This is a genomic window from Bacillus sp. CH_48 (assembly GCF_038008465.1).
Taxonomy (GTDB): domain Bacteria; phylum Bacillota; class Bacilli; order Bacillales; family Bacillaceae_G; genus Bacillus_A; species Bacillus_A thuringiensis_S.
Map to the genome: position 1 here is coordinate 3595738 of NZ_JBBOZF010000001.1, position 26894 is coordinate 3622631.

Below are 26894 nucleotides of genomic sequence, written 5' to 3' on the forward strand. Positions count from 1 at the left end.
AATAAACTCTCTGAGAAAGGTGGTGAAAACAATGGCTAGAAAGAAAGCAGTGAAAGTATTACGGAAACAAAAGAAAAGAGAAACCATGCAACGATTCACGCAGAAACAGAATATCGGACGAGCTTGCCTCACAGCTAAAGAATTTCGTTTACTGCAGCGCATGTCGCATAGTTCAAAAGCGTTGCGAAATGTTGGGCTATACACGATGAAACAAAGTTACTTGAACAATAACAGGATGGCTACTGTAAAAGAAGTGGACACTGCTATGCAAGCCGATACGAACTACTCGGGCGTTCAATCAAACTCTGTTCAAGCGATTCGTAGAGCCGTATTTACAGAAGTAAAAAGCTTTTTTAAAGCGTTGGAACAGTGGAAGAAACATCCTGAGAAGTTCACAGGTCGTCCGAAGTTTCCAAATTATTCTCGTTCCACGGACAAACGAATTATTGAAATCTATCAAGTGCCAAAAGTGGATGAGAACGGATATTGGATCATTCCGATGAATGTGGCATTCAGGAAAAAATTCGGTTCCATTAAAATACGTATGCCTAAAAACTTGAGAAATAAAAAAATCTCCTACATTGAGATTATACCGAAGCAAAAAGGTCGGTTCTTTGAGGTGCATTACACATATGAGATGCACGTTTCTCAAATGAAGAAACCACCCACGACCACGAGTAACGCTTTGAGTTGCGATTTAGGTGTAGATAGATTAGTAAGTTGTGTGACAAATACAGGTGATGCATTTTTAATTGATGGGAAAAAATTAAAATCCATTAACCAGTACTTCAACAAAATGATACGTAATCTAGGGCGGAAAAATATGGACAATGGAATTTCAAAACGTATTGTAACGAATCAAATGGCTGTACTTTGGCACAAACGAGAACGACAAATAAATGGTTACATTTCACAAACTGTAGGCCTGTTGTTCAAAAAAGTGAGAGCATGTAACGTAGATACAATTGTCGTAGGGTATAACGCTGGTTGGAAACAAAAATCTGATATGGGGAAAAAGAATAATCAAACATTTGTTCAAATCCCATTTCACAAACTGATGGCAGCAATTGAGAATAAATGTATAAAAGAAGGCATCCGATTTGTAAAACAAGAAGAAAGCTATACTTCAAAAGCTAGTTTTCTGGATAAAGATCCGGTTCCAGTTTGGTCTAAGGATGGTAAAACTCATTATTGCTTTAGTGGCAAACGAATCACGCGTGGTCTGTACCAAAGTAAAGCAGGAACATGTATCCATGCTGATATTAATGGTGCGCTGAATACATTGAAAAAATCAAAAGTTGTAGAATTAGATGGCAATCTCAAGGTAAAAACGCCGATTCTATTAGAAGTGCAAAAACGTAAGGCTGTTGCTTCGCGCATAGCTTAGTGGGTGTGTCAACCATCCATGTGTACTCGACTTGTCGGGGCTTGTAGCACACGCCGGATTCATCTGAGTGGTGGCTTCTTCTATAAGGGAGAACTGCTCTTTTTCGAAAGGGTGGTGGAAGTGGGAAAACAATCATTCGTTGTCAGTACCAACCAAAAACATACTTGGGGTGTTACCATAAGGTGGCATGAACGCTAGAGCGTCAACTGTCTAGTAATAGACAGAAAAGACCTAGCATTCAAACTCAAGCCCCACTGAAAGGCTTTATCTCAGTAGGGGTAGTTGACGGCTACAGTATGTTAATATATGAGAAACAATATTTTTGATTGTAGGAGGAAAACAATGAACAGCGACTTTACCTTGGCCATACACAGTTTAACTTATTTAGCTTTACAGCCAGACCGGATGTCAACAAGTAATGCTATTTCAGAAAGTGCAGGTGTTCACCCAGTACGCATTCGCAAAGTACTAAGTTTGTTAAAAAAACATAAGTTTATACAATCGAAAGAGGGGACTGGTGGCGGTTTTATTTTCGCTCGCGATTTAGATGAAATTAATCTTTGGCATATTTATCAGATAACCTCTGAAGGTGCTTTGCAGCCGAAGTGTCCAGAATCAAACAATCAGTGTGTTGTAGGTTCGAACATGCGAAAAGTTCTTTTCGCTATTTTCTTAGGTGCTGAAGAGCATCTAGGTGAATACTTAAAGAATTATACAATGAAAGAAGTTGTTGAACTTATCAATCAAGAGCGTTAAGCGGCTTAATTATTATATAGCCGTGAGTTCTTAATACTTAAATGTAATGAAAAATATTACAGTATAATTTGTTTTTATATCTTTTTTATCGTCACAAAAAATATTTATAAGAAGGTGAAACGGTATGATGTCAAATAATAATCATGTTTTAAAAGTAGGAGATTGGGTTCGTGGAATATCAAATGAAGGTGAATTAATAGTTGGTTATATTGTATCACTTGATGATGTAGAGGATATAGTTACAGTTAGTATTGTGAAACGTGACGGCAAGTACACAATAAACGAAGCGATTTTACTCTTTAGTAAACACGTTAACAAACTTCCTGAATCAAAGGTAATAAATAAGGAACAAATCCTTTATCTTATAGATCTTGCATTATTAACAGGGGATGAAGAATGGTTTATCGAGCTTTCTTCAAAATTAAACTCGATAAAAGAGCTAGTTAATGAGGGATTTTAAAATTTAAACTTTTGAGGATGCACACAATCCGCCTTATGGAGAGGACATAATTACTTTTCGCATCAAAGGAAATGATGTAAAAACGATTCATTACAAACATAGAGATATCCCTGAAGAAGAGCCGAACAAACTACAATTAAGATGATATTGAAGTGATTTGTTTGTGTATTCCTGATAACGATAATTATGTAAATGAGCTGTCCATATGGGGCAGCTTTTTTGTTTTTTGCTCAGTGTAGCTTTTTAAATTGTATATGAATTCAATATTAATAATATATATCCTAAAATTTGTTTTTTTGTATTTTGGGATTTTTTTCTTTTTACCTACATTAATTATTTATTAGAATATCTTTTATGTTTAAAATAAAATTTTTTGATAAAAGGAGATATAAGTATCTTTATAATAAGTCACCTAGAAAAACAATGTATTATTGTATTTTTTACTAACTAATTCAGCTTTAAGCGATAAAAACAATGGCTACATGCTAACTGTAAAATATTATCCATGTAAAATTATTCCGCTTTAATATTTCTGAAAATATAAAAATATTAATTTTATAAATATACACGTTATAATGAGGGCGTCGAGAGAAATTTTATTATCTCTGGAGAAAATATAAAAAATGCGATTATTAGTAAGAAAGGTGTGTGATTAGAGGCGAAATGTATGTAATGTGCTTCAGTGGCTTGTGTAAGCAATATCATCAGTGCTACCGAAGTTATGAAGGTAATGTATAGAATTGAGAAAGAAATGCCTCGCAAATGAAGAGAGGCCGGTTTAGCTAAAATTACTGTTAAAAGTAAAAAAAGAGAAACCATTAAAGTAATACACTGTTATTAGAAATGTTGCAACGTATTTATGAAGTCTATTCTATATTGTTCTCTTAAGAGGTCTTTATATAAAGAGCGGATATTACGAGTAAACTTTTTTGTGAACGCTAACAATTATATTAGGACGCTAACTAGCGAATGTTTCAATTTGGATTCATTATGATGAAGGACATACAAAGTGGGGCAACTTGTAAGGAATTCATTTTCCGAAAAGGGAATATTTGTTAGGTGTAAAGAGAGATGTAGGAATAGATACAAGGGGGAGTTATTATATGAACGGGAATACTGCAAAGAAAATAGAAGTTCAAGCTGAAAATACCGCACTAAAAAATGAGCAATATGCAGATCCGAAAAAGTGGCATAAGCAGGATACTACATGGGCACTCAGTCTATTTGGAACTGCAATTGGAGCAGGGGTGCTCTTTTTACCGATTAATGCAGGTTCAGGTGGTTTATTATCTTTACTACTAATTACATTACTTGCATATCCAGTTATGTACTACTCACATAGGGCGCTTGCTAAAATGATATACGCTTCTAATTCTGCTGATGAGGGGATCACAGGTACAATTAGAGAGTATTTCGGAAATAAAGCGAGTATCATTTTTAACATCGTATATTTCAGTTCAATTTATACAATCGTACTAATGTATTCGGTTGCGCTTACAAATACTGCAAGTAGTTTTATCGTGCATCAATTGCACATGCCAGAGCCTCCAAGGGCTATTTTATCACTTGTATTAGTTCTTGGTCTTATCGCTATACTGAATTTTGGTCAAGATATCACTGTAAAGATCATGAGTATGCTAGTGTATCCTTTCATAGCTTCTCTACTGTTTATCGCAATATCTTTAATTCCACAGTGGAATACGTCAATGCTTAGCTTTTCAGCTGTTTCTACTGCTTCAACAGGAACAGGATATTTGGGAACGATACTGTTGATTCTACCAATCATCGTATTCTCATTTAATCATTCACCTATGATTTCATCATTTGTTGTGAAACAGAGAGCTACGTATGGAATCGAAGCCACTGATGCTAAATGTGCGCAAATACAAAAGGTTTGTTATATCATGACATTCGTTGTAGTTATGTTCTTCGTTTGGAGTAGTGCACTGAGCTTAACTCCAGAGGATTTAAAAATGGCAAAAGAGCAAAACTTATCAATCCTTTCATATCTTGCGAATGAACTTAATTCACCTGTAATCACGATTGCAGCTCCAATTATTGCTTTTGTGGCTATTACAAAGTCTTTCCTTGGCCATTATATCGGAGCATTTGAAGTAATGCGTGACATGATTATTAAGTTCGGTAAATCACGTGGAAAAGATATTGAAGAAAAAACAATTAAGACAATCGTCCTTACTTTTGTTGTATTATCATGTTGGTTTGTTGCTTATACAAATCCAAGTATTCTTGGACTTATTGATTCTCTAAGCGGTCCTTTAGTTGCTGCTATCTTATGTCTATTACCGATGTATGCGATTCAAAAAGTGCCAGTACTAGCTAAATACAAAGGGAAAATGAGCAACGTATTTGTTATTATTGTAGGTGTACTTACTGTCTTAGCAAGTATTAAGTCATTATTCTAATTCACTATTATTGGTATTAGTGTAAAAATAGTTAACATGAAAAACTTTTTGGACAAACTTCTCACATTGGAGAGTTTGTCCTTTTTTAGTCATTCTATCAACTTGCCGACAAACAAGCCACCTTCCAGGCAGAAGGTGGCTTGTTTCGGTATTAATTTATTTTAACTATTCATGTCTGAATGGCCCTTTTGGAGCAATTAGCTCTAAATTAGTACCATCTGGATCGGGGAAGTAGGCAACTCCTGTACCAAATCCAGATTTCTAGCCGTCTTCTTGAAAGATAATTGGTTCGTCATATGGTGCTATCCTATGCCCATCAAGCTAACAAAATGGATTGCCTCTGAAACAAAAAATGATTTTTATTACTATAAAAAACGTAAAGTATCTGTTTTTAGAAAAAATTAATTTTTATAAATTGATGGAGATATAACTCAATTCTTTTATATATTTAGTTAAATATGATTGTCAGAATGAACTTAAAGTAATTATGATTTCTAGAAATACGAACTGATGTTTTGAATTGGTTTAAAGTTGCTGGAACAAAATAAAACCAATTGAGCAAAAAAACTTGCAAAAATAAAAAGAGAGATGTATATTAATTGATGTATCAATAATTGATACATCAATTAATATTTTGACAAGAAAGAAAAGGAACATTTTATGAAGGAAATGTTCGTAAATATCAGTGGAGAAGAACGCAAAATACTTATTCATGTTCTATTACAGATACAAAAAAATGTAGAGAATATTAAAGAATAGAGAGTGTAGGGGGCAGAATAGTGTGGAAATAATCGCAGCTATTTTAGTCGGGATCGTAGCATTAGAACATTTGTTTATCATGATCCTTGAAATGTTTTTTATTGATTCAAAAGTAGCGAAACGTGCTTTCAAATTACCGAAGCATTTAGAAGGAGATCGAAACGTAGCCATTATGTTTGCAAACCAAGGTTTATATAATGGATTTTTAGCGGCTGGTCTCATTTGGGGACTTGTACTTGGGCTCAATCCAATTGGTTATATGGTCCAATTATTTTTCGTGATTTGTGTGGTGATAGCAGCTATTTTCGGAGGTTTCACATCTAATAAATCAATTATTGTGAAACAAGGACTTCCAGCTGTTTTAGCACTAGTTGCTCTTTTATGTATGATATAGAATCAAAGTTTCTCAATAAAAGAACTCATTTTTGAAAAAATACGCTATTCTTTCTTTAGAATTATAGGAAAGGATAGCGTTTTTGTATGTCTATTTCTATATGTAGTGAATTACAACTATTCCTTCAAGGGATTCAACTGCTTTTCAGCTTTTGGATATATTTTCATCCATCTTTGTTTCCTCCTATTGTTGGATAGTGTAATAATTGATAAAAATTTTGATGAAATTGGATTATAATGATTGATCAAAAAAGCTAGTGATTAAAAATATTATTCTTTAGTACATACATTTTTAAGATGTTAAATATATTTCATAATAGTCTCTGTAAGATAAGGGTAACTAGAATAGTACTTTTTATAACTTTGAATATCATTCATAATAGCACCAGTAAGAAGAAAACAAGCTTTACGGTACTAGTCACCAAAGATGTTACAGTAGTTTATTTAGAATCAGATTGATTGAAAGGTTGTACTATATGGCCTAATAATTTCGGAAAAATGTCGGTGTGGCATAAAACAATTATGGAGGTTAAAGATATGAGTACTTCAAATTTGAATGAAATAAGTAAACGAATTTTAATAGAGGAGGAAACACTTCAATTTTCCTCTTTTACAAATGAAGATGCACTGCAACTAGGTTTATTTATCGTTGAAACAGCGAAGAAAGAGGGGAAATTGATTGCTGTTGATATAACGAAAAACGGTGTGCAATTGTTTCATTTCAAAATGACAGGGACAAATGAGGAAAATACGAAATGGATTGAGCGTAAAAAACGAGTCGTTTCTCTGCATGATCATAGCTCGTATTATATGCAGATACAAAGTGAAATAACTGGAATCTCATATAATGAAAAATATCTTTTAGATACTTCGGAATATGCTGCGTTTGGTGGCTGCTTTCCTATCAGAATAAAAGACGTAGGGGTTATTGGAATGATAACAGTTTCGGGATTACCACCAGAAGAAGATCACGAATTGGTTATAAGAGCAGTTAAGAATCATCTGAAGCAATAATAAAAAGGCCAAAACGAACAAGAATATGTTCATTTTGGCCTTTTTATTATTCATTTCATGTAATGAACATAGATCTAATCTTTTTCTAATAAATACATGAGTACTAAAAGATATTAGGGAATGAAGAATCTTTAATCCGAGACACTTTTCTTGACGATGATAATTTATGTAGTTAATATGATAGATATAAAATAACTTAATTACTTTTAATAATTAAATTATTTTATATAAGTTATAGTAATTAAGTAGTATGTGGTAAAAATGCTTTGAATTGCCACTATTAATATTGGGGACAATGAGAAAGCGACAAATATAAAAAATTTGAAGTTAAGAAGCAAGAGTGAATCAACAATGATAGTAGCTTCTGTACAATGCATTTTTACTATAGTGACAATGACTATACATCACGAGGGGGACTGAACTTGGAATCAATGACCTTTGTTTTATTTGGAGCGACAGGGGACTTAGCAAAACGCAAAATTTACCCCGCGCTATATAACTTATATAGAGATCAAAAGCTTCCAAAGCAAATATCTGTTATCGGGCTTGGAAGACGTGAAGTGTCTCATATAGATTTTCAAAAAAGAATAAAAGAATCAATAGAGACGTTTTCTCGTCAGAGGGAAGAAGGTACTCCGGAACTCGAAGGTTTTTTAGATAATTTTCGCTATTGTCCATTAGATGTGAGTAAACCGGAAGACTATGAGAGGTTATTACAAGTCGTTCGTGAAAGGGAAGAGGAACTACATATAAAAGGTAATAGAATGTTCTATCTTTCAGTTGCTCCTGAATTTTTCGAGACCATTGCTTTAAATATTAAGGAAAGCGGACTTGATAAAACAGATGGATGGAAACGCCTGATGATTGAGAAACCGTTTGGGCACGACCTTACATCTGCTCGTGAGCTTAATGATAAGCTTAGTCGCACGTTTGAAGAAGACGAGATATACCGTATTGATCACTATTTAGGTAAACCGATGATTCAAAACCTTGAAGCACTAGAATTTGCAAATCCTGTTCTCCAATCGATTTGGAACAAAGAACATATAGCAAATGTACAAATTACAGCTAGTGAAACAGTTGGGGTTGAAGAAAGAGCCGGATATTATGATCATGCAGGAGCCATTCGAGATATGGTTCAAAATCATATGTTACAAATATTAATGATGACTGCTATGAATCTGCCGGAAAAGGTTAATGCGTGTGAAATTCGAGAGGAAAAACGAAAAGTAATGGAGACGCTTCGTAAAGTGAAAAAAGAAGACGTTCAAAGCCATATCATTCGCGGTCAATACTCTTCAGGAGAGATAAAAGGCGGGCAAGTTGTAGCGTATAAAGAGGAGCCAGGAGTAAATCCTTCTTCTAACATAGACACATTTGTTGCTGCTCGTTTGTGGATCGATAATCCATTTTGGACTGGCGTTCCATTTTATATACGAACAGGAAAACGAATGAAAGAAAAGTCCACTCGTATTGTAATCGAGTTTAAAAATACGTTAAAACAGCAATATCAAGATAATAATCCAAATGCAGCACCTAACTTATTAATAATTGAAATTAGCCCAGGTGAGAATGTTTCATTACAGTTAAATAGTAAAAATCCATTGAAAAATGGAGAGATTGAACCGATGCGTATTAACTTTACTTGCGAGCAAGTGGATGTGGGAGTACCTGAAGCGTATGAAAGACTCATTCATGATGCGGTGAGTGGAGACGCTACATTCTTTGCACATTGGAGAGAAGTTGAATTGTCATGGGAATGGGTACAACCAATTCTTGAAGCGTTCGAGGAAAACTTATTACCGCTTCATGAATATGAGTCTGGTTCATATGGTCCAGAAGCGTCTAATGAACTGTTGCAAGAAAGTGGATTTAAATGGTGGTTAGATCAAGAGACGGAAAAATAAGTACTTTCTTTCATGAAAGCATTTAGGGGGACGATTACTATGGCACAAAACATAAATCAATTAGCAGTGAATACACTTCGTACGTTATCGATTGATGCTATTAATGCGGCAAACTCAGGTCATCCAGGTCTTCCGATGGGAGCAGCACCAATGGCTTATGCATTATGGGCGAATCATTTAAATTACAATCCTAATCACCCAGAATGGTTTAACCGTGATCGTTTCGTTTTATCGGCAGGACATGGATCTAGTCTGTTATATAGCCTACTTCATTTAGCTGGATATGACGTTTCAATTGATGACTTGAAAAACTTCAGAAAGTTAAATAGTAAAACACCAGGACATCCTGAGTTTGGTCATACTCCTGGAGTTGAAGCGACTACAGGCCCGTTAGGACAAGGGATTGCTAATGCTGTCGGAATGGCAATGGCAGAAGCTCATTTAGCAGCGAAGTTTAATAAGGATGGTCACTCTATTATAGATCACAATACGTATGCTTTAGTCGGAGATGGTGACTTAATGGAGGGTGTCGCTTATGAAGCGATGTCAATGGCAGGACATATGAAACTTGGCAAGTTAATTGTACTGTATGATTCAAATGAAATTTCACTTGATGGTGAATTAGGCATTGCTTTCTCTGAAGATATTCAGAAAAGGGCAGAATCTGTACATTGGCAATATGTAAGAGTTGAAGATGGAACCGATGTCGATGCTATTACAAAAGCCATTACATTAGCGAAAGAAAATACGGATCAACCTACTCTTATAGAAATTAGAACCATTATAGGTTATGGAAGTCCAAAAGTTGCTGGAACGAATAAAGCACATGGTAATCCGCTTGGAGTAGAAGAAGCGACAGCGACAAAACAAGTGTATGGTTGGCACTATGAGGAAGACTTCTTTGTGCCTGAAGAAGTAACAGCTCATTTTAATGAACTGAAACAAAAAGGTATTGAAAAAGAGAACGAATGGAATGAGCAATTTAACGTATACAGAGAGTCAAACCCTGCACTAGCAGATGAATTAGAAAAAGCGATTACAGGTGAGGTTTTAATTGAAGCGAAAGACATTCTATCTTTTGATACTGAAAAAACAATTTCCACTCGTGTTGCAAGTGGGGAAGCTATTAATCATTATGTGAAATCGATTCCTTCTATTTTCGGTGGAAGTGCGGATCTTTCTCATTCTACGATGACAGATATAAAAGGTGAAGCAGTATATGCAGTAGAATCATATGCTGGACGAAATATATACTTCGGTGTACGTGAACATGCAATGGGCGCGGCAGCGAATGGACTGGCTCTCCATGGAGGAGTAAAACCTTTCGTAAGTACATTCTTTGTATTTAATGATTACCTTCGTCCATCGATTCGACTGGCTGCACTGCAAAAGTTACCTGTTACTTACGTATTTACACATGATTCGATTGCTGTAGGAGAAGATGGTCCAACGCATGAACCAATTGAACAATTGGCAGCGCTTCGAGCAATTCCTGGTCTAATAGTTATCCGTCCGTCAGATGCAAATGAAACAGCAAGTGCTTGGGCGTATGCTTTACAGCAAACGGATGGTCCAGTCGTTTTAGTACTGAGCCGTCAAAATTTACCGGTGTTTAATGAAACGAAAGCGAACATAGAGAATCTCTCTAAAGGAGCTTACGTATTAACACAAACAAATGAAAATCCGGATGTAATTTTAATTGCGACAGGTTCTGAAGTATCCTTAGCTGCTAGTGCGAAAGCAAAATTAGAAGAAGAACAAGTTTCTGTTCGCATCGTTGCAATGCCGAGCTGGGAGTTATTCGATCGCCAATCGAACGAATATAAAGAATCCGTTCTTCCGTCTTCTGTAACGAAACGAGTATCTCTTGAGATGGGTGTATCTCTAGGTTGGGAACGTTATGTAGGACAAGAAGGAAAAGTACTATCAATTGAAACATTTGGAGCTTCAGGAACTGGAGCTGAAGTCATGAATCTATTTGGATTTACGACAGAAAATGTTGTTCAAATTACAAAAAATGTGTTGAATTCTTAAGCTATGACTGTGAAAACCTTTCTGTACATATTAACATTTCAGTGCTGAAAGGTATTCCAGATTGTAGTGATATGGATTTTTAATAAAAGATGATTTGAGGAGGAATTATATTATGCAAGTAGGATTAATTGGGTTAGGTAAAATGGGATTAAATTTAGGGAAAAATTTAATGGATCATAAACATGAAGTAGTAGCATTTGATTTAAATACGAGCGCAGTAGAAGAAATGAAAGAGTACGGGGCAACGGGTACATCTAGTTTAAGTGAACTTGTTCAGTCATTACAATCACCAAGAATTCTTTGGGTAATGGTACCACACGCTGTTGTTGATTCTGTTATTGATGAGGTTACACCACTTTTATCAAAAGGAGATATTTTAATTGAAGCTGGTAATTCACATTATAAAGAGTCTATCCGCCGATATGAGCAATTAAAGAAAGATGGCATTCACTTTATGGATGCAGGAACTTCTGGCGGAATGGAAGGCGCTCGTAATGGTGCTTGTTACATGATCGGAGGAGATCAAGAAGCTTGGGACATCGTTGAACCTATCTTCCGCGATACTGCTGTAGAAAATGGATTCTTATATGCTGGAAAAGCTGGTAGTGGTCACTTCTTAAAAATGGTTCATAACGGAATTGAATACGGTATGATGGCTGCTATTGGTGAAGGATTTGAGATTCTAGAGAAAAGTGAATTTGACTACGATTATGAAAAAGTATCAAGAGTATGGAACAACGGTTCAGTCATTCGTTCTTGGTTAATGGAATTAACAGAAAATGCATTTTCTAAAGATGCAAAACTGGATGAGATTAAGGGTGTTATGCATTCTTCTGGTGAAGGAAAATGGACAGTAGAAACAGCATTAGACCTTCAAACAGCAACTCCTGTTATCGCAATGTCTCTATTAATGCGCTACCGCTCATTAGACAATGATACATTTACAGGAAAAGTTGTAGCAGCTCTGCGCAATGAATTTGGCGGACATGCAGTAGAAAAGAAATAAAGTGAAACTTTAATAAGTAGGGGCTTCATTCCACACCAATCGGGCTTTTACGGGATAAGCATATTAAACATGTAACTCATCAACGTTTAAAAACTGGAGGGAATTAATCATGAAATTTTTTATTGATACTGCAAATCTTGAGGATATAAAAAAAGCATATAAACTTGGAGTTTTAGCTGGTGTTACAACGAATCCTTCTTTAGTAGCAAAAGAGGGCATTAAATTTGAAGACCGTATTGCAGAAATTTGTCAGGCAGTTCCTAAAGTTGAATCTGTTTCGGCAGAAGTAACGCCAGATGCTGTTACAGCTGAAGAGATGATCGCCCAAGCAGAAGAACTGATTAAAATTAACGGTGGCGATGAAAAAGTTACAATTAAACTTCCGATGACGTTAGCTGGATTAGAAGCTTGTCGCTACCTTACTGAAAAAGGTGTGAAAACGAATGTTACACTTATTTTCACGGTGAACCAAGCACTTTTAGCTGCTCGAGCAGGTGCAACGTACGTTTCTCCATTTTTAGGACGCTTAGATGATATTTCTGAAGATGGCGTATTATTAGTTGCTAAAATTGCTGAATTATTCGATGTTCATCAACTAGATACACAAATTATTGCGGCTTCTGTTAGACATCCAGATCATGTAACTCGTGTAGCGATGGCAGGTGCTCACATTGCAACAATTCCTTATAAAGTAATTGAACAACTTGCTATGCACCCATTAACAGACCAAGGTATTGAGAAATTTGCTGCTGATTGGGCGAAAGCGCCTAAATTATAATGAAGTGAAATGTTCACTAATTGCTTTTTTACGAGAGGGTCAATCTCTATGTGACTTCATCCTATAAACTTAATCTTGATTTTGACATCTTATTACGTGAAAACAGCAATATCATATAGAAACGATTCATTTTCAAATTAGTACAATAGATATGAAAAGGCCCCCTTATGAGAGTAAAGTTAGTTAGCACGTAATTCTCATAAGGGAGAGTCTTTTTTCGTATAAACCATGGTGCTCCCAAGTATGTATGCATAATTAGTAAAGAATTGAGAGTGTTCTTTTTTAATGGGATATTCTGAAAGGGGTTACATAGTGAGATCGAAATATATGATCGGTGTAGATATTGGGACAACTAGTACAAAATCGGTTTTGTTTTCAATTGATGGATCTGTTATTGCAAGTCATGGAATTGAATATCCTTTATATTCTCCTACGCCTGAAATAGCAGAACAAGATCCAGAAGAAATCTTTCAAGCGGTGATACATACGATTAAAGAAGTTGTGCAATCAAGTAATATACAAGCGGTTGATATTCTCTGTGTTTCTTTCAGTTCGGCAATGCATAGCGTTATCGCTGTAGACGAAGATGGAAATCCGTTAACGAAATGTATCACGTGGGCAGATAATAGAAGTGCAAGCTGGGCGGAGAAAATAAAGAATGATATGAATGGTCATGAAATTTATTTACGTACTGGGACACCTATTCATCCGATGTCACCACTTTCGAAATTAGTTTGGTTACAGAATGAGCGGGTAGAATTGTTCGCAAGAAGTTATAAATTCATTTCTATTAAAGAATATGTTTTCTACAAGTTATATAAAGAATATGTAATTGATTATTCTATAGCATCAGCGACAGGGATGTTTAATTTGAAATCTTTAAAATGGGATGAAGAGGCTTTACATGTTGCGGGAATTACAGATGACAAGCTTTCTAAACTTGTTCCAACAACGCACAGTTTAACAGGATTAGATGAAGAGCTTGCCAAAGAGATGAATGTACTTGTTTCTACGCCTTTTGTAGTAGGAGCGAGTGATGGAGTACTATCTAATTTAGGTGTAAATGCAATAGACCCTGGCGTTGTGGCTGTTACAATTGGTACAAGCGGTGCGATACGTGCTGTAACAAATCGTCCTGTAACAGATCCAAAAGGTAGAATTTTTTGTTATGCGTTAACTGAAGACCATTGGGTAATTGGTGGTCCAGTTAATAACGGTGGTATGATTTTCAGATGGGCTCGTGACCAATTGGGCACTTCAGAGATTGAACTTGCGAAGCGTTTAGGAAAAGATCCATATGAAGTACTTACTGAAATAGCAGCAAATGTGAATCCTGGATCTGACGGTTTATTGTTTCATCCGTATTTAGCAGGGGAAAGAGCTCCTTTATGGAATGCAAATGCACGGGGATCTTTCTTTGGACTCGGATTGCATCATAAGAAAGAACATCTTATCCGTGCTGTTTTAGAAGGAGTAATTTATAATTTATATACCGTTCTTCTCGCTTTAAAAGAGCTAATTGGCGAACCAAAAAAAATTCAAGCGACAGGCGGTTTTGCAAGATCGGAACTTTGGAGACAGATGATGGCAGATATTTTCCATCAAGACGTATATGTTCCTGAAAGTTTCGAAAGCTCTTGCTTAGGTGCTGCAATCCTCGGTTTATATAGTTTAGGTGAAATAGATACATTATGCGTAGTTTCTGAAATGGTAGGGGCAGATTTTCATCATGGGCCAAACATGGAAAGTGTGGAAAAATATAAAGATTTAACACCAATCTATATTCGTCTGTCTCGTCAATTGGAAGAAGAATATGAAAGTATAGCAGCGTACCAAAAAAAGTGGGTTTAAAAGCTATTTATCAAGAAAATATGGTAACGTATAAAGAGGTACTCCGATTTTTTAGGATACTCTTTCAACATAAAATATTTTAAGAAGTATGATGAACGAAAAATATAGGGAGAGAGGGTTATAAAAATGAAGGATAACAAAGAGTTTATTGGATATGTTGGAACTTACACAAAAGAAAATAGTGAAGGAATATATAAGATTACTTTAGACACAGAAGCAAAAAAAATTAGTAATGTAACACTTGCCGCTAAGCTGGATAACCCTACATATGTAACGATTAACCGAAATAATGAGTATCTCTATTCCGTTGTTAAGGAAGGAGAATCTGGTGGTGTAGCTGCCTATTCAATTGATAGTAAAACTGGAGAGTTAAAGGCAGAAAACAGACAAGTAGTAGAAGGGGCTTCTCCTTGTCATGTGAGCGTTGATAGTGGGAATCATACGGTAGTTACAGCAAATTACCATAAAGGAACGATTGAGTCTTTTGAAATAAATGAAGAAAATGGAACTGTAAATCCTGCTTCATCTATTATGGCGCATGAAGGTTCAGGTCCAAATAAAGAAAGACAAGAAAAACCACATGCACATTACGCGGGATATACTCCTGATGAAAAATATGTGATAGGTGTTGATTTAGGAATTGATAAGTTAATTACGTATGAAATAAAAGATAGTACATTAACAGAGGTGAATAGTTTATCTGTAAATCCAGGGAGTGGTCCAAGACACATTACTTTTCATCCAAATGGAAAATACGCTTATGTAATGACGGAGCTTAGTTCAGAGGTTATTGCGCTAACATATAACTCGGAAGAAGGATCCTTTACAGAAGTACAGTATATTTCTACTCTTCCAGAACACTTTGATGAAAATAGTCAAGGAAGTGCTATCCATATTTCTTCTGACGGCCGTTTTGTATATGCAGGTAATCGTGGTCATAATAGTATCGCTATTTATAGCGTAGATCAAAATTCAGGTCAGCTTACATTTGTTGAACATACATCTACAGAAGGAAATTGGCCGAGGGACTTTGTATTAGATCCCACTGAAAAGTTTCTTGTTGCTACAAATGAAAAGTCACATAATCTTGTGCTATTTTCAAGAGATGAATCTACAGGAAAGTTAACACTTTTACAATCTGATGTTGCTGTGCCAGAGCCTGTTTGTGTGAAGTTTTTAAATGTTTAAGTTGTGTTCGATATAATTTCATATACTCAGAAAACAATAAAAAGCAAAGCGATATCGCTTTGCTTTTTATTGTTTCTTTTTCGGTCTACGTACTAATTCGCCGCCGCAGTTTGGACAAACGTTGTGTCTTTCTTCTGTACATGGTGCGCAAAATGTACATTCATATACACAAATGTATGCTTCAGAATCTTGTTCGAGCGATTGATCGCAAATTTGACAGTTTGTTTTCATTTGTAGTGCCATAATAAGTCTCCTTTTAGTTAGAAAATTTATAATTTAATTATAATTCATTAAATAAAAATAGTCCTTTTCAATTGAAAGGAAATCGAATGATAAAGTTATGAATTGAAACGAAAGATGCCGGTTTATTTTAAAATTGATTATTTATTACAGTTGGAATATTATGAAATAGTCAAAAGACAACAGGGGGTATAGATTTTGACTAATCATAATAATCATTTAAAAGCAAACTGCGAAAAATGCTTCGGTCTATGTTGCGTTGCATTACCGTTCGCAGCATCGGTAGATTTTGCAGTGAATAAAGATGGTGGTAAACCATGTTCCAACTTACAATCAGATTTTAGATGTAGTATACATAAAAATCTTAGAGGAAAAGGTTATAAAGGTTGTACAGTATTTGAATGTTTCGGCGCTGGGCAGAAGATTTCTCAAGTTACATTTAACGGGGTTGATTGGCGGAAAGATGCTAAGCATGCGAGAAAAATGTATGATGCTTTTCCAGTTATGCATCAACTTCATGAAATGCTTTGGTATTTGAATGAAGCGATTCTTTTAAAGGCAACACAGCCAATTCATAAAGAGCTGAAGACCGCAATTGAGGAGACAGAGCGACTTTCGAATTTAAATCCAGATGAGTTAATGAAAATAAATGTTCCAGTGCATAGGGCAGAGGTAAACATTCTTCTTTTAGAAACGAGCGAATTAGTATGGAAGGAAATGAATACTGCGCGTAAGAAACGAATCATACACCGCGGTGCAGACCTTATGGGAGCAAATCTGAAAAAGAAAGATTTACAAGGTGCAAATTTAAGAGGAGCATATTTAATTGCGGCAAACTTAAATGGAGCAGACTTACGAGGGGCAGATCTCATCGGAGCAGATTTACGAGATGCAGATATTCGCGGGACTGATTTTACAAATAGTATTTTCCTGACGCAAGTTCAAGTTAATGCGGCTAGAGGGGACAAACATACGAAATTACCGAAATTATTGTCTCGTCCATCGCATTGGAGTGCGTAAAGAGTGAGGAGTATTTAGTGTGGATATATTTCAGTATTTAGAAGAGATGCAAGAGGATGTCTTTTCGTTAGCAGTAGAGCAAATAGAAGCGAAGTATTATGATATTTGTTGCATGTTGGCGTCTACAGAATATGCAGAACGAATTAAAGCAATTGATTTAGAGTCATATAAGGAAAGTATTCGAGTAGGTTTGGATGCAGCTGTAGAAATGGCTACTAATGAAGAAGCAAAGACGATTTATTTTGAGTATGATCTTGATAACGAGTGGAATAGTCAGTTTTATCCCGCATTAACGGGCAGTAAGACCCCCACCTCAAAATTCAGCGAAAGCAAAGAAGTTACGTGGGAGGTCAACTGCCCGTAAAAGCCCGATTGGTTCAACTAATAATCAGTGGGGATGAAGAACGCCCCCACTGATTAAAGTTTCACTTTATATTTGTGAGGAATATGTTTCAATGGAAGAAGAGGACGATAATTGGGCTTCTGAATGGACATATAATATTGAGGGGCCGGGGTCTGTAGAATTAGCGGATATGTATAATGAAAATGGCTTTGACACAAGTGAAAAAGCAATCGGTATAACTTTATATTTAATTGCTAAAACGCTATGTAGTTTTATAAGTGTACGTAGTGAAGTGCAAAGTAATATACCGATTTGTATTGGTTTTCACGACCAAGATCCAATTATACGAACAGGCAGAGACTAAGAATCTCTGCCTGCTTTTTATTTCTTTTCAAAAGTAGTAATTAAAACGCTACATATAATGAGAATACCACCAATGAAAAAGTTACTATTTAATGTTTCATTTAAGAGCAACCAACCAAGTAACGATCCAACGATAGGTTGGAAGAAGAAAAATAAGGAACCGATGCTTGCATCCAGTAATTCTAATCCTTTATTCCAAAGGAAAAAGGCACCTGCTGTTGAGACGATTCCTAAGTATAATACGCCTAATATTACGTACGTATTTACTGTTCCGATAGAGGCCGCTTGTAGCTCCCATATTATAAAAGGTGTAATAAAAAAGAGTGAAAAGAAAATTGCGTACGTTGTAATAACTAAGGATGAAAATTGGATTGAAGCGATTTTTACATAAATAGATAGTAAACCCCACGTAATAGCGGCTCCAACTAAAATGATTGTTCCGATAAAATAGGAGCCGATTTCAATATCCCATCCGATTACGATAATGACACCGATTGTCGCTATTATAGTAGATAAAAGTCTACGAGCAGTTAGTTTTTCTTTCAAAATGAGCGCTGCAAATATAACCATAAATGCAGGTGTAGCTGATGTAACTAACGAGCCTGTATGAGCGTCGGATAATTTTGTTCCGATAAATTGGCATGTGATTGAAATGAAATAGCCGATAAATCCAATCCAAGCGAATAATAGCCAATCTTTTTTGCGAATGGTTGCTTTTTTCTTTTGCTTTTTCTCAGCTATTTTCAAAATGAAATACAAAACAACAAAAGCGATAATAAAGCGTAACCAAACGAGTGTCAGTGGTGGGATAAAATCGAGTATGTATTTGCTAACAACATACATACCACCCCATATACTTGCTGCTAGTGATAAGCATATAGCTCCTAAAATTGTTTGTTTCATGTAAAGTACCTCCGTCTATTTTTAGGGTAATATGAGTTCCCTAAGACGAGGCGTAGTGTATGTGCTAAATGAATGCCCGTCTTAGTTTATAGACGGCCTACAGGTTGATCGTTTTCGAATGAAGTGTTGTAGTACATGAGTGCATTCCTCCTTCATATTTTATAATGATATTATAACTTAATTTTCAGTTTATTGGGATGTTTCTTTAGGAAATAGTGGCTGTCTAAGAAAGTGTAGTATATGGTAGAAAAACATATTTTTAAAATAAGAGAAACCAATGACATAGCAGATAAGTATATTAAGAGTAGGAGGAAAAAGTAGATTAATAGAGAAAGAGGAGGAGATTGTTATAACTACAACTGTTATTTCTCATTTTTATAACGAAGAGTATTTATTGCCGTGGTGGCTTATACATCATACGAAACTGTTTGATCATGGCATTTTAATTAATAAAGGTTCTAAGGATCGTTCGGTTGAGATTTGTAAAAAATTCGCACCGCATTGGGAGGTGCGAGATTCTGTAAATCCAGAGTTTGATGCATATGCGACAGATCATGAAGTGATGAGGATAGAACAAGAAGTACAAGGATGGAAAATGATTTTAAATACGACTGAGTTTCTTTGCGTGCAAGATAAAAATCAGTTTTGGAAATCGCTAAATGAATTGGGGGGGAGGATGTATTGGCTGGACGGGCTTATTATGGTTGATGATCCTAACTACAACTATCCGGACCTTAACTTTGGAATACCTTTAATGAAACAGCGGTTTCATGGTTATTTACCAGAAGATTGGCCGTTATGGAGAAGAGGTAGATTTATTCATAATCATGAGCATGGAAGTTATACGGTTGGAAGACATTTATCTGCGCATGAATCGATGATTTATCCACCTCTTGCCTGTATATTATGGTTTGGGTTTAGTCCGTGGAACGATGCGATGAGAAAGAGAAAGTTACAAATTGGTCCGACTCTTTCTGAAGCTAGTAAGCATGGGGGAATGGGGACGCATCATATTGTTACGCCGGAAAGATTAGAAGGATGGTATAAGGAATTAGCGAGAGGAACGAAGGATTTACGTTTTAATGATGCATATCGTTATGTTTTTGTATAAATGATTTCCACCATAAAATTGTTTCTTCAATTCCTGTATTTAGATCGTATGTTGGTTTCCAGTTTACTTCAGTTTTTAAACGTTCTACATTAACCCCGACAAATAAAGGTTCATCTTTAGAGAAAGGGATTGCACCTAGTTTAATTAAATGTTCTTTTCCTATCTTTTTAGCAATGATAGAAGCTAACTCTTTAATTTGTACAGATTGACCAGAAGCGATATTGATGGTGCCTGTAACGCTGTGTTCTAATATTGTTACGAGAGCGTCAGCGACGTCACTCACATGGAGGAAATCTCTCGATTGTTTTCCATGTGTACATAGTGCTTCCTCGTTTTTTAATAAGGAAGTGATAATGTTAGAAACGAGCCGATTACCTTGTTCGTGAGGTCCATACATATGAAAAATGCGGCCCCAACACATGCTGAGGCCTGTTTGTTGTGCATACGTTTCTAGCCAGGAGTGCAGTGCATTTTTACATAAAGAATACGGGGTTTTATAGGAAAGGAGCGGTGAATCTTCAAATAATACGCCGTTAAACCATTCGTACTCTGCGCCAGTACCTGCAACGACAACACGCTTTCCACCGCATGTTGTAAAGTGTTGAATCAATGAAATACTAGACTTTAGCCAATAGTAATTATTAATAGATACATAGCATGCTGGTGGCACTGCTTCCCAAGCAAGGTGAATGAGATGGCTAGGCTGAACGTCGTAAATGAATTGTTTTACTTCGTCATCGCGAAGCAAGTTTACTTTATGCCAATGGCAAGGGAGGTGAGAGGGGTTATTTTTATTATACGTGGCGTGCACTTCGTATCCCTTTTGTATAAGTGAATGTACAACATATTTACCTATCCAGCCACTACCACCTGTTACAACAACTTTCTTCATGGCTCGATCACCTCAATTTCTGGAACCGTCACTAAAAATTTACCGCCCCATTCACGAATGAAAGAGCATTCTTTCATAATTTCGTCTTTCAAATTCCAAGGAAGTATAAGAATGTAATCTGGTTTTGTACGTTTAATTTCTGCTGGAGATTTTATTGGAATACGAGTTCCTGGTAAAAGGAGATTTTGTTTGTGAGGATTTTTATCTACTGTATAAGCTAGAAATTCTTTACCTATCCCGCAATAATTCAAAAGGGTGTTTCCTTTAGCTGGAGCACCGTAACCGATAATTTGTTTGTTTAAAGCTTTCGCTTCAATAAAAAACTTTAAAATATTTATTTTCAATTGTTCGATGCGTTTAGAAAAAAGGAGATAGCAATCTAAAGTATCTAACCCGTGGTCGACTTCTTTTTGAATTAATTTTGTAACATTGGAATGGATAGTTGATTGGGCACTTAGATGGTTTACAAAAATCCGTAAGGAACCACCATGCGTTGAAAGTTCTTCTACATCAACAATTTGTAAATGATGATAACTTAAAACTTTTTGAAGGCTTATAAGTGAGAAGTAGGAAAAGTGCTCATGGTAGATAGTATCGAACTGTTTAAAGGATATGAGGTTTAATAAGTGTGGGAATTCAATTGTTATCGTGCCATCACGTTTTAATAGTGTTTTTAAACCAGCGACAAAATCATGCAAGTTCGGAACGTGTGCTAATACGTTATTTGCGACGATTAAATCAGCTTGTGGCAATTTTTTTGCTAAGTCATTACTGAAAAAATTCACATGAGTAGGAATTCCTTTTTTGATAGCAATTTCTGCTACGTTTTTCGCGGGTTCAATTCCCAATATCTCGATATTTTCTTTTTTAAAGTATTGTAATAAGTACCCATCGTTACTTGCGATTTCAATCACTTTTGAATGTTTCGTTAAGTTGAAACGCTTAATCGCCATTTCTACATATTGTTTAGCGTGTAGCAGCCAGCTTGAGGAGTAAGAGCTGAAGTATAAGTAGTCATGAAAAATATTGTGCGGAGATTCAAATTCATCTAGCTGCACGAGTAAACAAGAGTGACAAACAAATGTGTGCAGCGGATAAAATGGTTCCATTTTATATGAATTTTCAGAAGCTACAAATGAATTAGCAAGAGGAGAAACGCCCAAATCTAAAAAAGTGTTGGTTAGTAATGAGTGACAAAAACGGCATTTTTTCTGTTCCATTTTATAGCCCCCTTATAAATTTTTGAATGCATCGATTTGTTGTCGCGTGAAAGATTCTATATTTTCACCGGATGCATATTTTTTGTACCAATCAACAGTCCAAGCAATAGAATCATCTGTTGATAACTTAGGGGTCCAGCCGAGTTTGTTTACTGCTTTTGTACTGTTGAGTGTTAAAATTGGTGATTCATAAGGAGTTTTCGTAGAGGGAGAATGGATGGTGAGTCGTTTATTCCATAATTTCGTTACGGATTGAATGACATCATTTACGGTTCTGCTAGGTTCATTAATCGGTCCGAAATTCCATGCTTCTGCATATTTAGCATCATTCCAAAGTTTCTCAGCTAGAAGGATATAGCCATGTAGAGGATCTAAAACATGTTGCCACGGACGGACGGCATATTTGTTTCGAATACACAAAGTATGATTGTGCAAATATGCCCGAATGATATCAGGGAATAATCGATCTTCTGCCCAATCACCACCGCCGATGACGTTACCAGCTCTGACTGAGGCGAGTTTCTGGGTATTAGTGCGGAAGAATGATTTTTGATAGGATGTTGCCACTATTTCAGCGCAAGCTTTGCTAGCGCTATAAGGGTCGAAACCTCCTAGTCGGTCATTTTCCACGAACGCTCGGTCGCCACTACCGTCATTCTCATAACATTTATCGCTTGTCACATTAATAATGGCACGTACGCTTTCGACGGACTTTGCTGCTTCTAGCACGTGGACAGTACCTAAAACATTCGTTTTGAATGTATCGATAGGATTTTTGTATGAAGTGGTGACGATTGGCTGAGCTGCTAAATGAAATATTATGTCGGGATTATGTTGTTTTAGGGCGTGGAATAAAGAGTCGTAATCAGTAATATCGCCATGAATTGTCATACACTCTTTTGCTACGTTACCTTGTTCAAAAAGATTAGGAATGGATGGGGGATGAGAAGAAAAGCCCACTATTTCTGCCCCTAAAGAACTTAAGAAAAGGGTGAGCCAGGAGCCTTTAAATCCAGTATGTCCCGTAATAAATACTTTTTTCTTATTCCAAAAAGATGATGAAGCCATATTACCAAACCTTCCATGGAGCGTTATTACTTTCCCATAGCTCGACTAATTTATTTTTATCACGCAATGTATCCATTGGATGCCAAAAACCAGAATGTTGATATGCGGCCAATTCGTTTTTGTTTACTAACTGAACTAAAGTGTCTGTTTCAAAAACAGACTTATCTCCACTAATGTAATTGAAAACTTCAGGATTTAAAACGAAAAATCCACCGTTAACCCATCCGCCATCACCTAATGGCTTTTCTTGAAAAGATGTTACAGACTGTTTATCTAATATGAGAGAACCAAATCTACCAGGGGGTTGTACGGCAGTAACAGTAGCCATTTTTCCATGTTTTTTATGGAATGTAATAAGTTCTTTTATATTTACATTACTTAATCCATCACCATAAGTGAGGCAGAAAGGTTCGTCTCCGACATAATTTTGAATCTTTTTCACTCGGCCACCCGTTTCGGTATTTACACCAGTATCGATTAGTGTAACTTTCCACGGTTCTACACGATGAGAATGGCTAGTAATTGTATTATCGTTTAACTGTATTGTGAAATCAGACATGTGTAAGTTGTAATTTAGAAAGAACTCTTTAATTGCATATCCTTTATAGCCTAAGCAAATAATAAACTCAGTAATCCCGTAATGACTATACAAACTCATAATGTGCCATAGAATGGGTTTTGTTCCAATTTCAATCATAGGTTTCGGTTTTAAATGTGTTTCTTCCCCAATTCTTGTACCGTACCCACCAGCAAGAATAACAGCTTTCATTTTTTCCTCCTAAAATAAAAATTTATTATTTATACAGTATTCATGTTTTATGCAAATGAGATTGTTTTTGATTAAGCGAATGAAAATGTTTGAGGCGATGACGATGCAGAAAATATTACGGTTTGAATTTTGGGAATAATTCTTGGTATTCAGGGTTATGACGGAGGTCTTGTGTTAGGTTACTAAGCTCTAAAAAACGTATGTCCAGTACTTCAGGAGATTGACCGTAATGTGTTTGAAGCCCCATTTGAACACCCCTTTTTGAAAGGGTAGGTGTAATTTGTAATTTTCTTGCCTTTGACTGTTCATTCCAAGGGCTAAAATAAAATTTTAAAATAAATGAAGGATAGTCATAAATTATATATCCGTGCCGCGAATGATGTCTACCAGGTAAATATGCACCATCTAGATGATTGTGAATAAATCTCCAAGCACATCCGAGTTGTGGGTTGTAAGGGAAGACACCGTGGTATCGCTGTTCTACTAAGGGGATAGAATATCTAGGCTTTGAATAATTATAATTGTGATTATCTATCATTAAAATCATTCTAATCGCATACATGTTTTGGCCTAGTGTATGAAGAGATGAAAAAAAATCTTCAGTATTATTACAACAAAAGAATTCAGTAGTATTTAAAACGATTTTCCAACCTAAAACTTCTCTTTCAATTTCCATCACTTCAATATCAGTATTAGTTGGATCAAACTCAAGAAATCTGGAATTTCGTACTTCCCAGTGGGGTGCTAATAGTTTACAAATCTCTACGGAACGATCTGTAGACCCTCTATTAATTAAAATGCCGTGATCGAATATTTTCGTGTGATGCATAAGCCACCATGGAAGTAGGTATTCTTCATTATAAAAATGAGAAATGATTGTCTTTTTCATGTTAATTCCCTCCTATACAAGCAATCATTATTAGTAGAATATGCTTTTAAATAAGAAAGGTTAAAAGGTACAGACAATGTAGTGATTAGGTAATAGTTTAGTAATTTTATTGTATGAGTGATTTGTATTGGATAATAGTAGGGTGGAGCTTGGAATTTGGTATAAATTGTGAATAATAAACCGTCACGTTTGACTGTACAGTTTATGTATTGTATCATGTAAGTAATATAAACAAGGGGGGAAGATCGTTGGGAAGGTGTATCGAATCGGACAGTTGGCTCTCATGGCTCACGTGTCGAAACGAACGATTGATTATTATACGAATCTAGGTATCTTAAAAGCGGAGCGATCTCAATCTAATTATCGCTATTACGACGAAACAGCATTTGAGACATTACAATTTATTGAGAAGTGCAAAGAAATGCATATGCCGCTTTGTGAGATTAAAGAGAAAATCGAGGAGAAGAAGAAGCTGCTCGGTATCAATGAACACGTTTCGAAACAAGTGAATGAAGTGACAGACCATATTCATCGATTAGAAGCAGAGTTAACAGAGTTAAAGCCGCTTTTAGATGGATTGACTGATTCACAACGTGAAAAAATATCGAAATCTTTATCTGGTCAAACGACAGCTTTAATACAGACACTTGCTCTATTATTATAGAAAAAGTGAAATCTGACCTCTTTAATTTTTGTATAGGGCTATGTTTTCTAAGAAACAAATAAGAAAACATTATAGTATACAGGAGGTGGACACCTTAGTTTTTTAACTAAGGGGATTCATTGGAAATATTTAATTTAGTCATGGTTGCGATTTTAATCGCATTTACTGGATTTTTCGTAGCAGCTGAGTTTGCGATTGTAAAAGTACGTTCAAGTCGTATTGATCAGCTTGTTGCAGAAGGAAAACGCGGTGCTTTAGCAGCGAAAAAGGTAACAACAAATTTAGATGAATATTTATCTGCTTGTCAATTAGGTATTACAGTGACAGCTATGGGATTAGGTTGGTTAGGTGAACCGACAATTGAAAAGTTATTACACCCATTATTTGAGAAATGGAACTTAAATCCTTCTATTTCATCAGTATTAACATTTGGTCTTGCTTTTATGTTAATGACGTATTTACACGTTGTAGTAGGGGAATTGGCTCCGAAAACGATGGCAATTCAAAAGGCTGAAAGGGTAACGTTATTATTGGCAGGTCCATTAATGATGTTCTATAAAGTAATGTATCCATTTATTTGGGTATTGAACGGTTCAGCTCGTGTGATAACTGGTTTATTCGGTTTAAAGCCAGCTTCAGAACATGAAGTAGCTCATACAGAAGAAGAATTACGTCTTATCCTTTCAGATAGCTATGAAAGCGGCGAAATTAATCAAGCTGAATACAAGTATGTAAATAACATTTTTGAATTTGATAATCGTATTGCGAAAGAGATTATGGTACCGCGAACAGAAATCATTGGTTTCTACCTGGAAGATTCAGTAGAAGAACACATGAAAGTAATCCAAAATGAGCGATACACACGTTATCCGATTTTTGGAGAAGATAAAGATGATATTATCGGTATGGTCAACGTAAAAGATTTCTTTATTCGATATATGACCGAGGATCAAAAAGATTTATCATCTATTCGCTCGTATATGCGTCCGATTATTGAAGTGATGGAAACGACTCCAATTCACGATTTATTACTTCAAATGCAGAAAAAGCGAATTCCGATGGCTGTTTTATATGATGAGTACGGAGGAACAGCCGGAATTGTAACGCTTGAAGATATCTTGGAGGAAATCGTCGGCGAAATCCGTGACGAATATGATGAAGATGAAGCACCACCAATTCAACATGTGAACGAGCAACATATCATTGTTGATGGAAAAGTGCTTATCTCAGAAGTGAAAGATTTATTTGGATTACACATCGAAGAAGATGATGTGGATACAATCGGTGGATGGATTATGATGCAAAATCATGAAATCGAAGAAGGACAACACGTTGAGGCGGAAGGTTATGAATTTAAAGTGTTAGAAAAAGACGCTTACCAAATTAAACGTGTTGAAATTCGTAAGATGGAACAAGAACAAGAAGAAGAGAAAGCAGCAACTGTGTAAGTTGCTGC

Annotated in this window: 23 protein-coding genes and 3 pseudogenes; 18 read left to right on the plus strand and 8 right to left on the minus strand. The window is 35.9% G+C overall.

Annotation, left to right across the window (positions count from 1 at the left end):
• The first annotated feature begins 31 nt into the window (after positions 1–31).
• From N2V92_RS18080 to N2V92_RS18100, 5 genes and pseudogenes are all read left to right on the plus strand, one after another.
• Positions 32–1387, plus strand: coding sequence for an RNA-guided endonuclease TnpB family protein (locus N2V92_RS18080; protein WP_000101454.1), 1356 nt, complete (start codon positions 32–34; stop codon positions 1385–1387).
• A gap of 342 nt (positions 1388–1729) precedes the next feature.
• Positions 1730–2143 carry an Rrf2-family transcriptional regulator SaiR gene (gene saiR / locus N2V92_RS18085; RefSeq protein WP_001083466.1) on the plus strand — a complete coding sequence of 138 codons (414 nt, stop codon included), beginning with the start codon at positions 1730–1732 and terminating at the stop codon, positions 2141–2143.
• A 124-nt stretch (positions 2144–2267) separates the two neighbouring features.
• Positions 2268–2603, plus strand: coding sequence for an IDEAL domain-containing protein (locus N2V92_RS18090; protein ID WP_000987461.1), 336 nt, complete (start codon positions 2268–2270; stop codon positions 2601–2603).
• Between the two features lie 7 nt (positions 2604–2610).
• Positions 2611–2748, plus strand: a pseudogene (locus N2V92_RS18095) (DUF3888 domain-containing protein); the annotation flags it as partial.
• Between the two features lie 958 nt (positions 2749–3706).
• Positions 3707–5026, plus strand: a complete 1320-nt coding sequence (locus tag N2V92_RS18100) for an aromatic amino acid transport family protein (RefSeq protein WP_001014174.1) — start codon at positions 3707–3709, stop codon at positions 5024–5026.
• A 165-nt stretch (positions 5027–5191) separates the two neighbouring features.
• Here the strand turns inward: N2V92_RS18100 and N2V92_RS18105 are convergent.
• Positions 5192–5320: pseudogene (locus N2V92_RS18105) on the minus strand (VOC family protein); the annotation flags it as partial.
• A 487-nt stretch (positions 5321–5807) separates the two neighbouring features.
• Between N2V92_RS18105 and N2V92_RS18110 the strand changes: the two are divergent.
• The 8 genes from N2V92_RS18110 to N2V92_RS18145 all read left to right on the plus strand — a co-directional run bounded on the left by N2V92_RS18110 (position 5808) and on the right by N2V92_RS18145 (position 15956).
• Complete coding sequence (locus tag N2V92_RS18110; protein ID WP_000402472.1) at positions 5808–6179, plus strand: DUF1304 domain-containing protein; 372 nt, start codon at positions 5808–5810, stop codon at positions 6177–6179.
• Between the two features lie 497 nt (positions 6180–6676).
• Positions 6677–7192, plus strand: coding sequence for a heme-degrading domain-containing protein (locus tag N2V92_RS18115; RefSeq protein WP_074789785.1), 516 nt, complete (start codon positions 6677–6679; stop codon positions 7190–7192).
• 422 nt (positions 7193–7614) lie between these two features.
• Complete coding sequence (gene zwf / locus N2V92_RS18120) at positions 7615–9099, plus strand: glucose-6-phosphate dehydrogenase (RefSeq protein WP_000445329.1); 1485 nt, start codon at positions 7615–7617, stop codon at positions 9097–9099.
• A 39-nt stretch (positions 9100–9138) separates the two neighbouring features.
• A complete protein-coding gene (gene tkt / locus N2V92_RS18125; RefSeq protein WP_000068269.1) occupies positions 9139–11133 on the plus strand; it encodes a transketolase in 1995 nt (664 codons plus the stop codon).
• 112 nt (positions 11134–11245) lie between these two features.
• Positions 11246–12139, plus strand: coding sequence for a phosphogluconate dehydrogenase (NAD(+)-dependent, decarboxylating) (gene gnd / locus N2V92_RS18130; protein ID WP_001195925.1), 894 nt, complete (start codon positions 11246–11248; stop codon positions 12137–12139).
• Positions 12140–12248: 109 nt separating this feature from the next.
• Positions 12249–12917: a fructose-6-phosphate aldolase gene (fsa, locus tag N2V92_RS18135; protein WP_000667676.1), complete on the plus strand. Its 669-nt coding sequence runs from the start codon at positions 12249–12251 to the stop codon at positions 12915–12917.
• A gap of 327 nt (positions 12918–13244) precedes the next feature.
• A complete protein-coding gene (gene gntK / locus N2V92_RS18140) occupies positions 13245–14768 on the plus strand; it encodes a gluconokinase (RefSeq protein ID WP_003309728.1) in 1524 nt (507 codons plus the stop codon).
• Positions 14769–14894: 126 nt separating this feature from the next.
• On the plus strand, positions 14895–15956 hold the full coding sequence (locus N2V92_RS18145) for a lactonase family protein (protein ID WP_000654322.1): 1062 nt from the start codon (positions 14895–14897) through the stop codon (positions 15954–15956).
• Positions 15957–16022: 66 nt separating this feature from the next.
• Here the strand turns inward: N2V92_RS18145 and N2V92_RS18150 are convergent, their stop codons facing one another.
• A complete protein-coding gene (locus tag N2V92_RS18150; RefSeq protein WP_001207874.1) occupies positions 16023–16199 on the minus strand; it encodes a DUF1272 domain-containing protein in 177 nt (58 codons plus the stop codon).
• Between the two features lie 195 nt (positions 16200–16394).
• On the opposite strand from N2V92_RS18150, the gene N2V92_RS18155 reads away from it, so the two are divergent.
• Complete coding sequence (locus N2V92_RS18155) at positions 16395–17216, plus strand: pentapeptide repeat-containing protein (protein WP_000181462.1); 822 nt, start codon at positions 16395–16397, stop codon at positions 17214–17216.
• Between the two features lie 19 nt (positions 17217–17235).
• Positions 17236–17923: pseudogene (locus N2V92_RS30040) on the plus strand (hypothetical protein).
• A gap of 17 nt (positions 17924–17940) precedes the next feature.
• Here N2V92_RS30040 and N2V92_RS18170 read toward each other — a convergent pair.
• Positions 17941–18825, minus strand: coding sequence for a DMT family transporter (locus N2V92_RS18170; protein ID WP_000814705.1), 885 nt, complete (start codon positions 18823–18825; stop codon positions 17941–17943).
• A gap of 295 nt (positions 18826–19120) precedes the next feature.
• Here N2V92_RS18170 and N2V92_RS18175 point away from each other — a divergent pair, with 295 nt between their 5' ends.
• Positions 19121–19936: a glycosyltransferase family 2 protein gene (locus N2V92_RS18175; RefSeq protein WP_080018574.1), complete on the plus strand. Its 816-nt coding sequence runs from the start codon at positions 19121–19123 to the stop codon at positions 19934–19936.
• On the opposite strand, the gene N2V92_RS18180 is transcribed toward N2V92_RS18175, so the two are convergent.
• The 5 genes from N2V92_RS18180 to N2V92_RS18200 all read right to left on the minus strand — a co-directional run bounded on the left by N2V92_RS18180 (position 19905) and on the right by N2V92_RS18200 (position 24774).
• The gene (locus N2V92_RS18180) at positions 19905–20828 is read right to left on the minus strand and encodes an NAD-dependent epimerase/dehydratase family protein (protein WP_000758379.1); all 924 of its coding nucleotides are present in this window, start codon (positions 20826–20828) and stop codon (positions 19905–19907) included. The two genes, N2V92_RS18175 and N2V92_RS18180, sit on opposite strands and share 32 nt — an antisense overlap.
• On the minus strand, positions 20825–22048 hold the full coding sequence (locus N2V92_RS18185) for a class I SAM-dependent methyltransferase (RefSeq protein WP_016077437.1): 1224 nt from the start codon (positions 22046–22048) through the stop codon (positions 20825–20827). The genes N2V92_RS18180 and N2V92_RS18185 overlap by 4 nt, the downstream gene beginning before the upstream one ends.
• 12 nt (positions 22049–22060) lie before the next feature.
• Positions 22061–23116, minus strand: a complete 1056-nt coding sequence (gene rfbG / locus N2V92_RS18190) for a CDP-glucose 4,6-dehydratase (RefSeq protein ID WP_000168648.1) — start codon at positions 23114–23116, stop codon at positions 22061–22063.
• A 1-nt stretch (position 23117) separates the two neighbouring features.
• Complete coding sequence (gene rfbF / locus N2V92_RS18195) at positions 23118–23885, minus strand: glucose-1-phosphate cytidylyltransferase (RefSeq protein WP_000648807.1); 768 nt, start codon at positions 23883–23885, stop codon at positions 23118–23120.
• Positions 23886–24000: 115 nt separating this feature from the next.
• The gene (locus N2V92_RS18200; protein ID WP_016077438.1) at positions 24001–24774 is read right to left on the minus strand and encodes a glycosyltransferase family 2 protein; all 774 of its coding nucleotides are present in this window, start codon (positions 24772–24774) and stop codon (positions 24001–24003) included.
• 256 nt (positions 24775–25030) lie between these two features.
• On the opposite strand from N2V92_RS18200, the gene N2V92_RS18205 reads away from it, so the two are divergent.
• Positions 25031–25438: a MerR family transcriptional regulator gene (locus tag N2V92_RS18205; RefSeq protein WP_000285637.1), complete on the plus strand. Its 408-nt coding sequence runs from the start codon at positions 25031–25033 to the stop codon at positions 25436–25438.
• A gap of 119 nt (positions 25439–25557) precedes the next feature.
• Entirely contained in the window at positions 25558–26886 is a 1329-nt protein-coding gene (locus N2V92_RS18210) for a hemolysin family protein (RefSeq protein WP_016077439.1), read from the plus strand.
• The last annotated feature ends 8 nt before the right edge of the window (positions 26887–26894 follow it).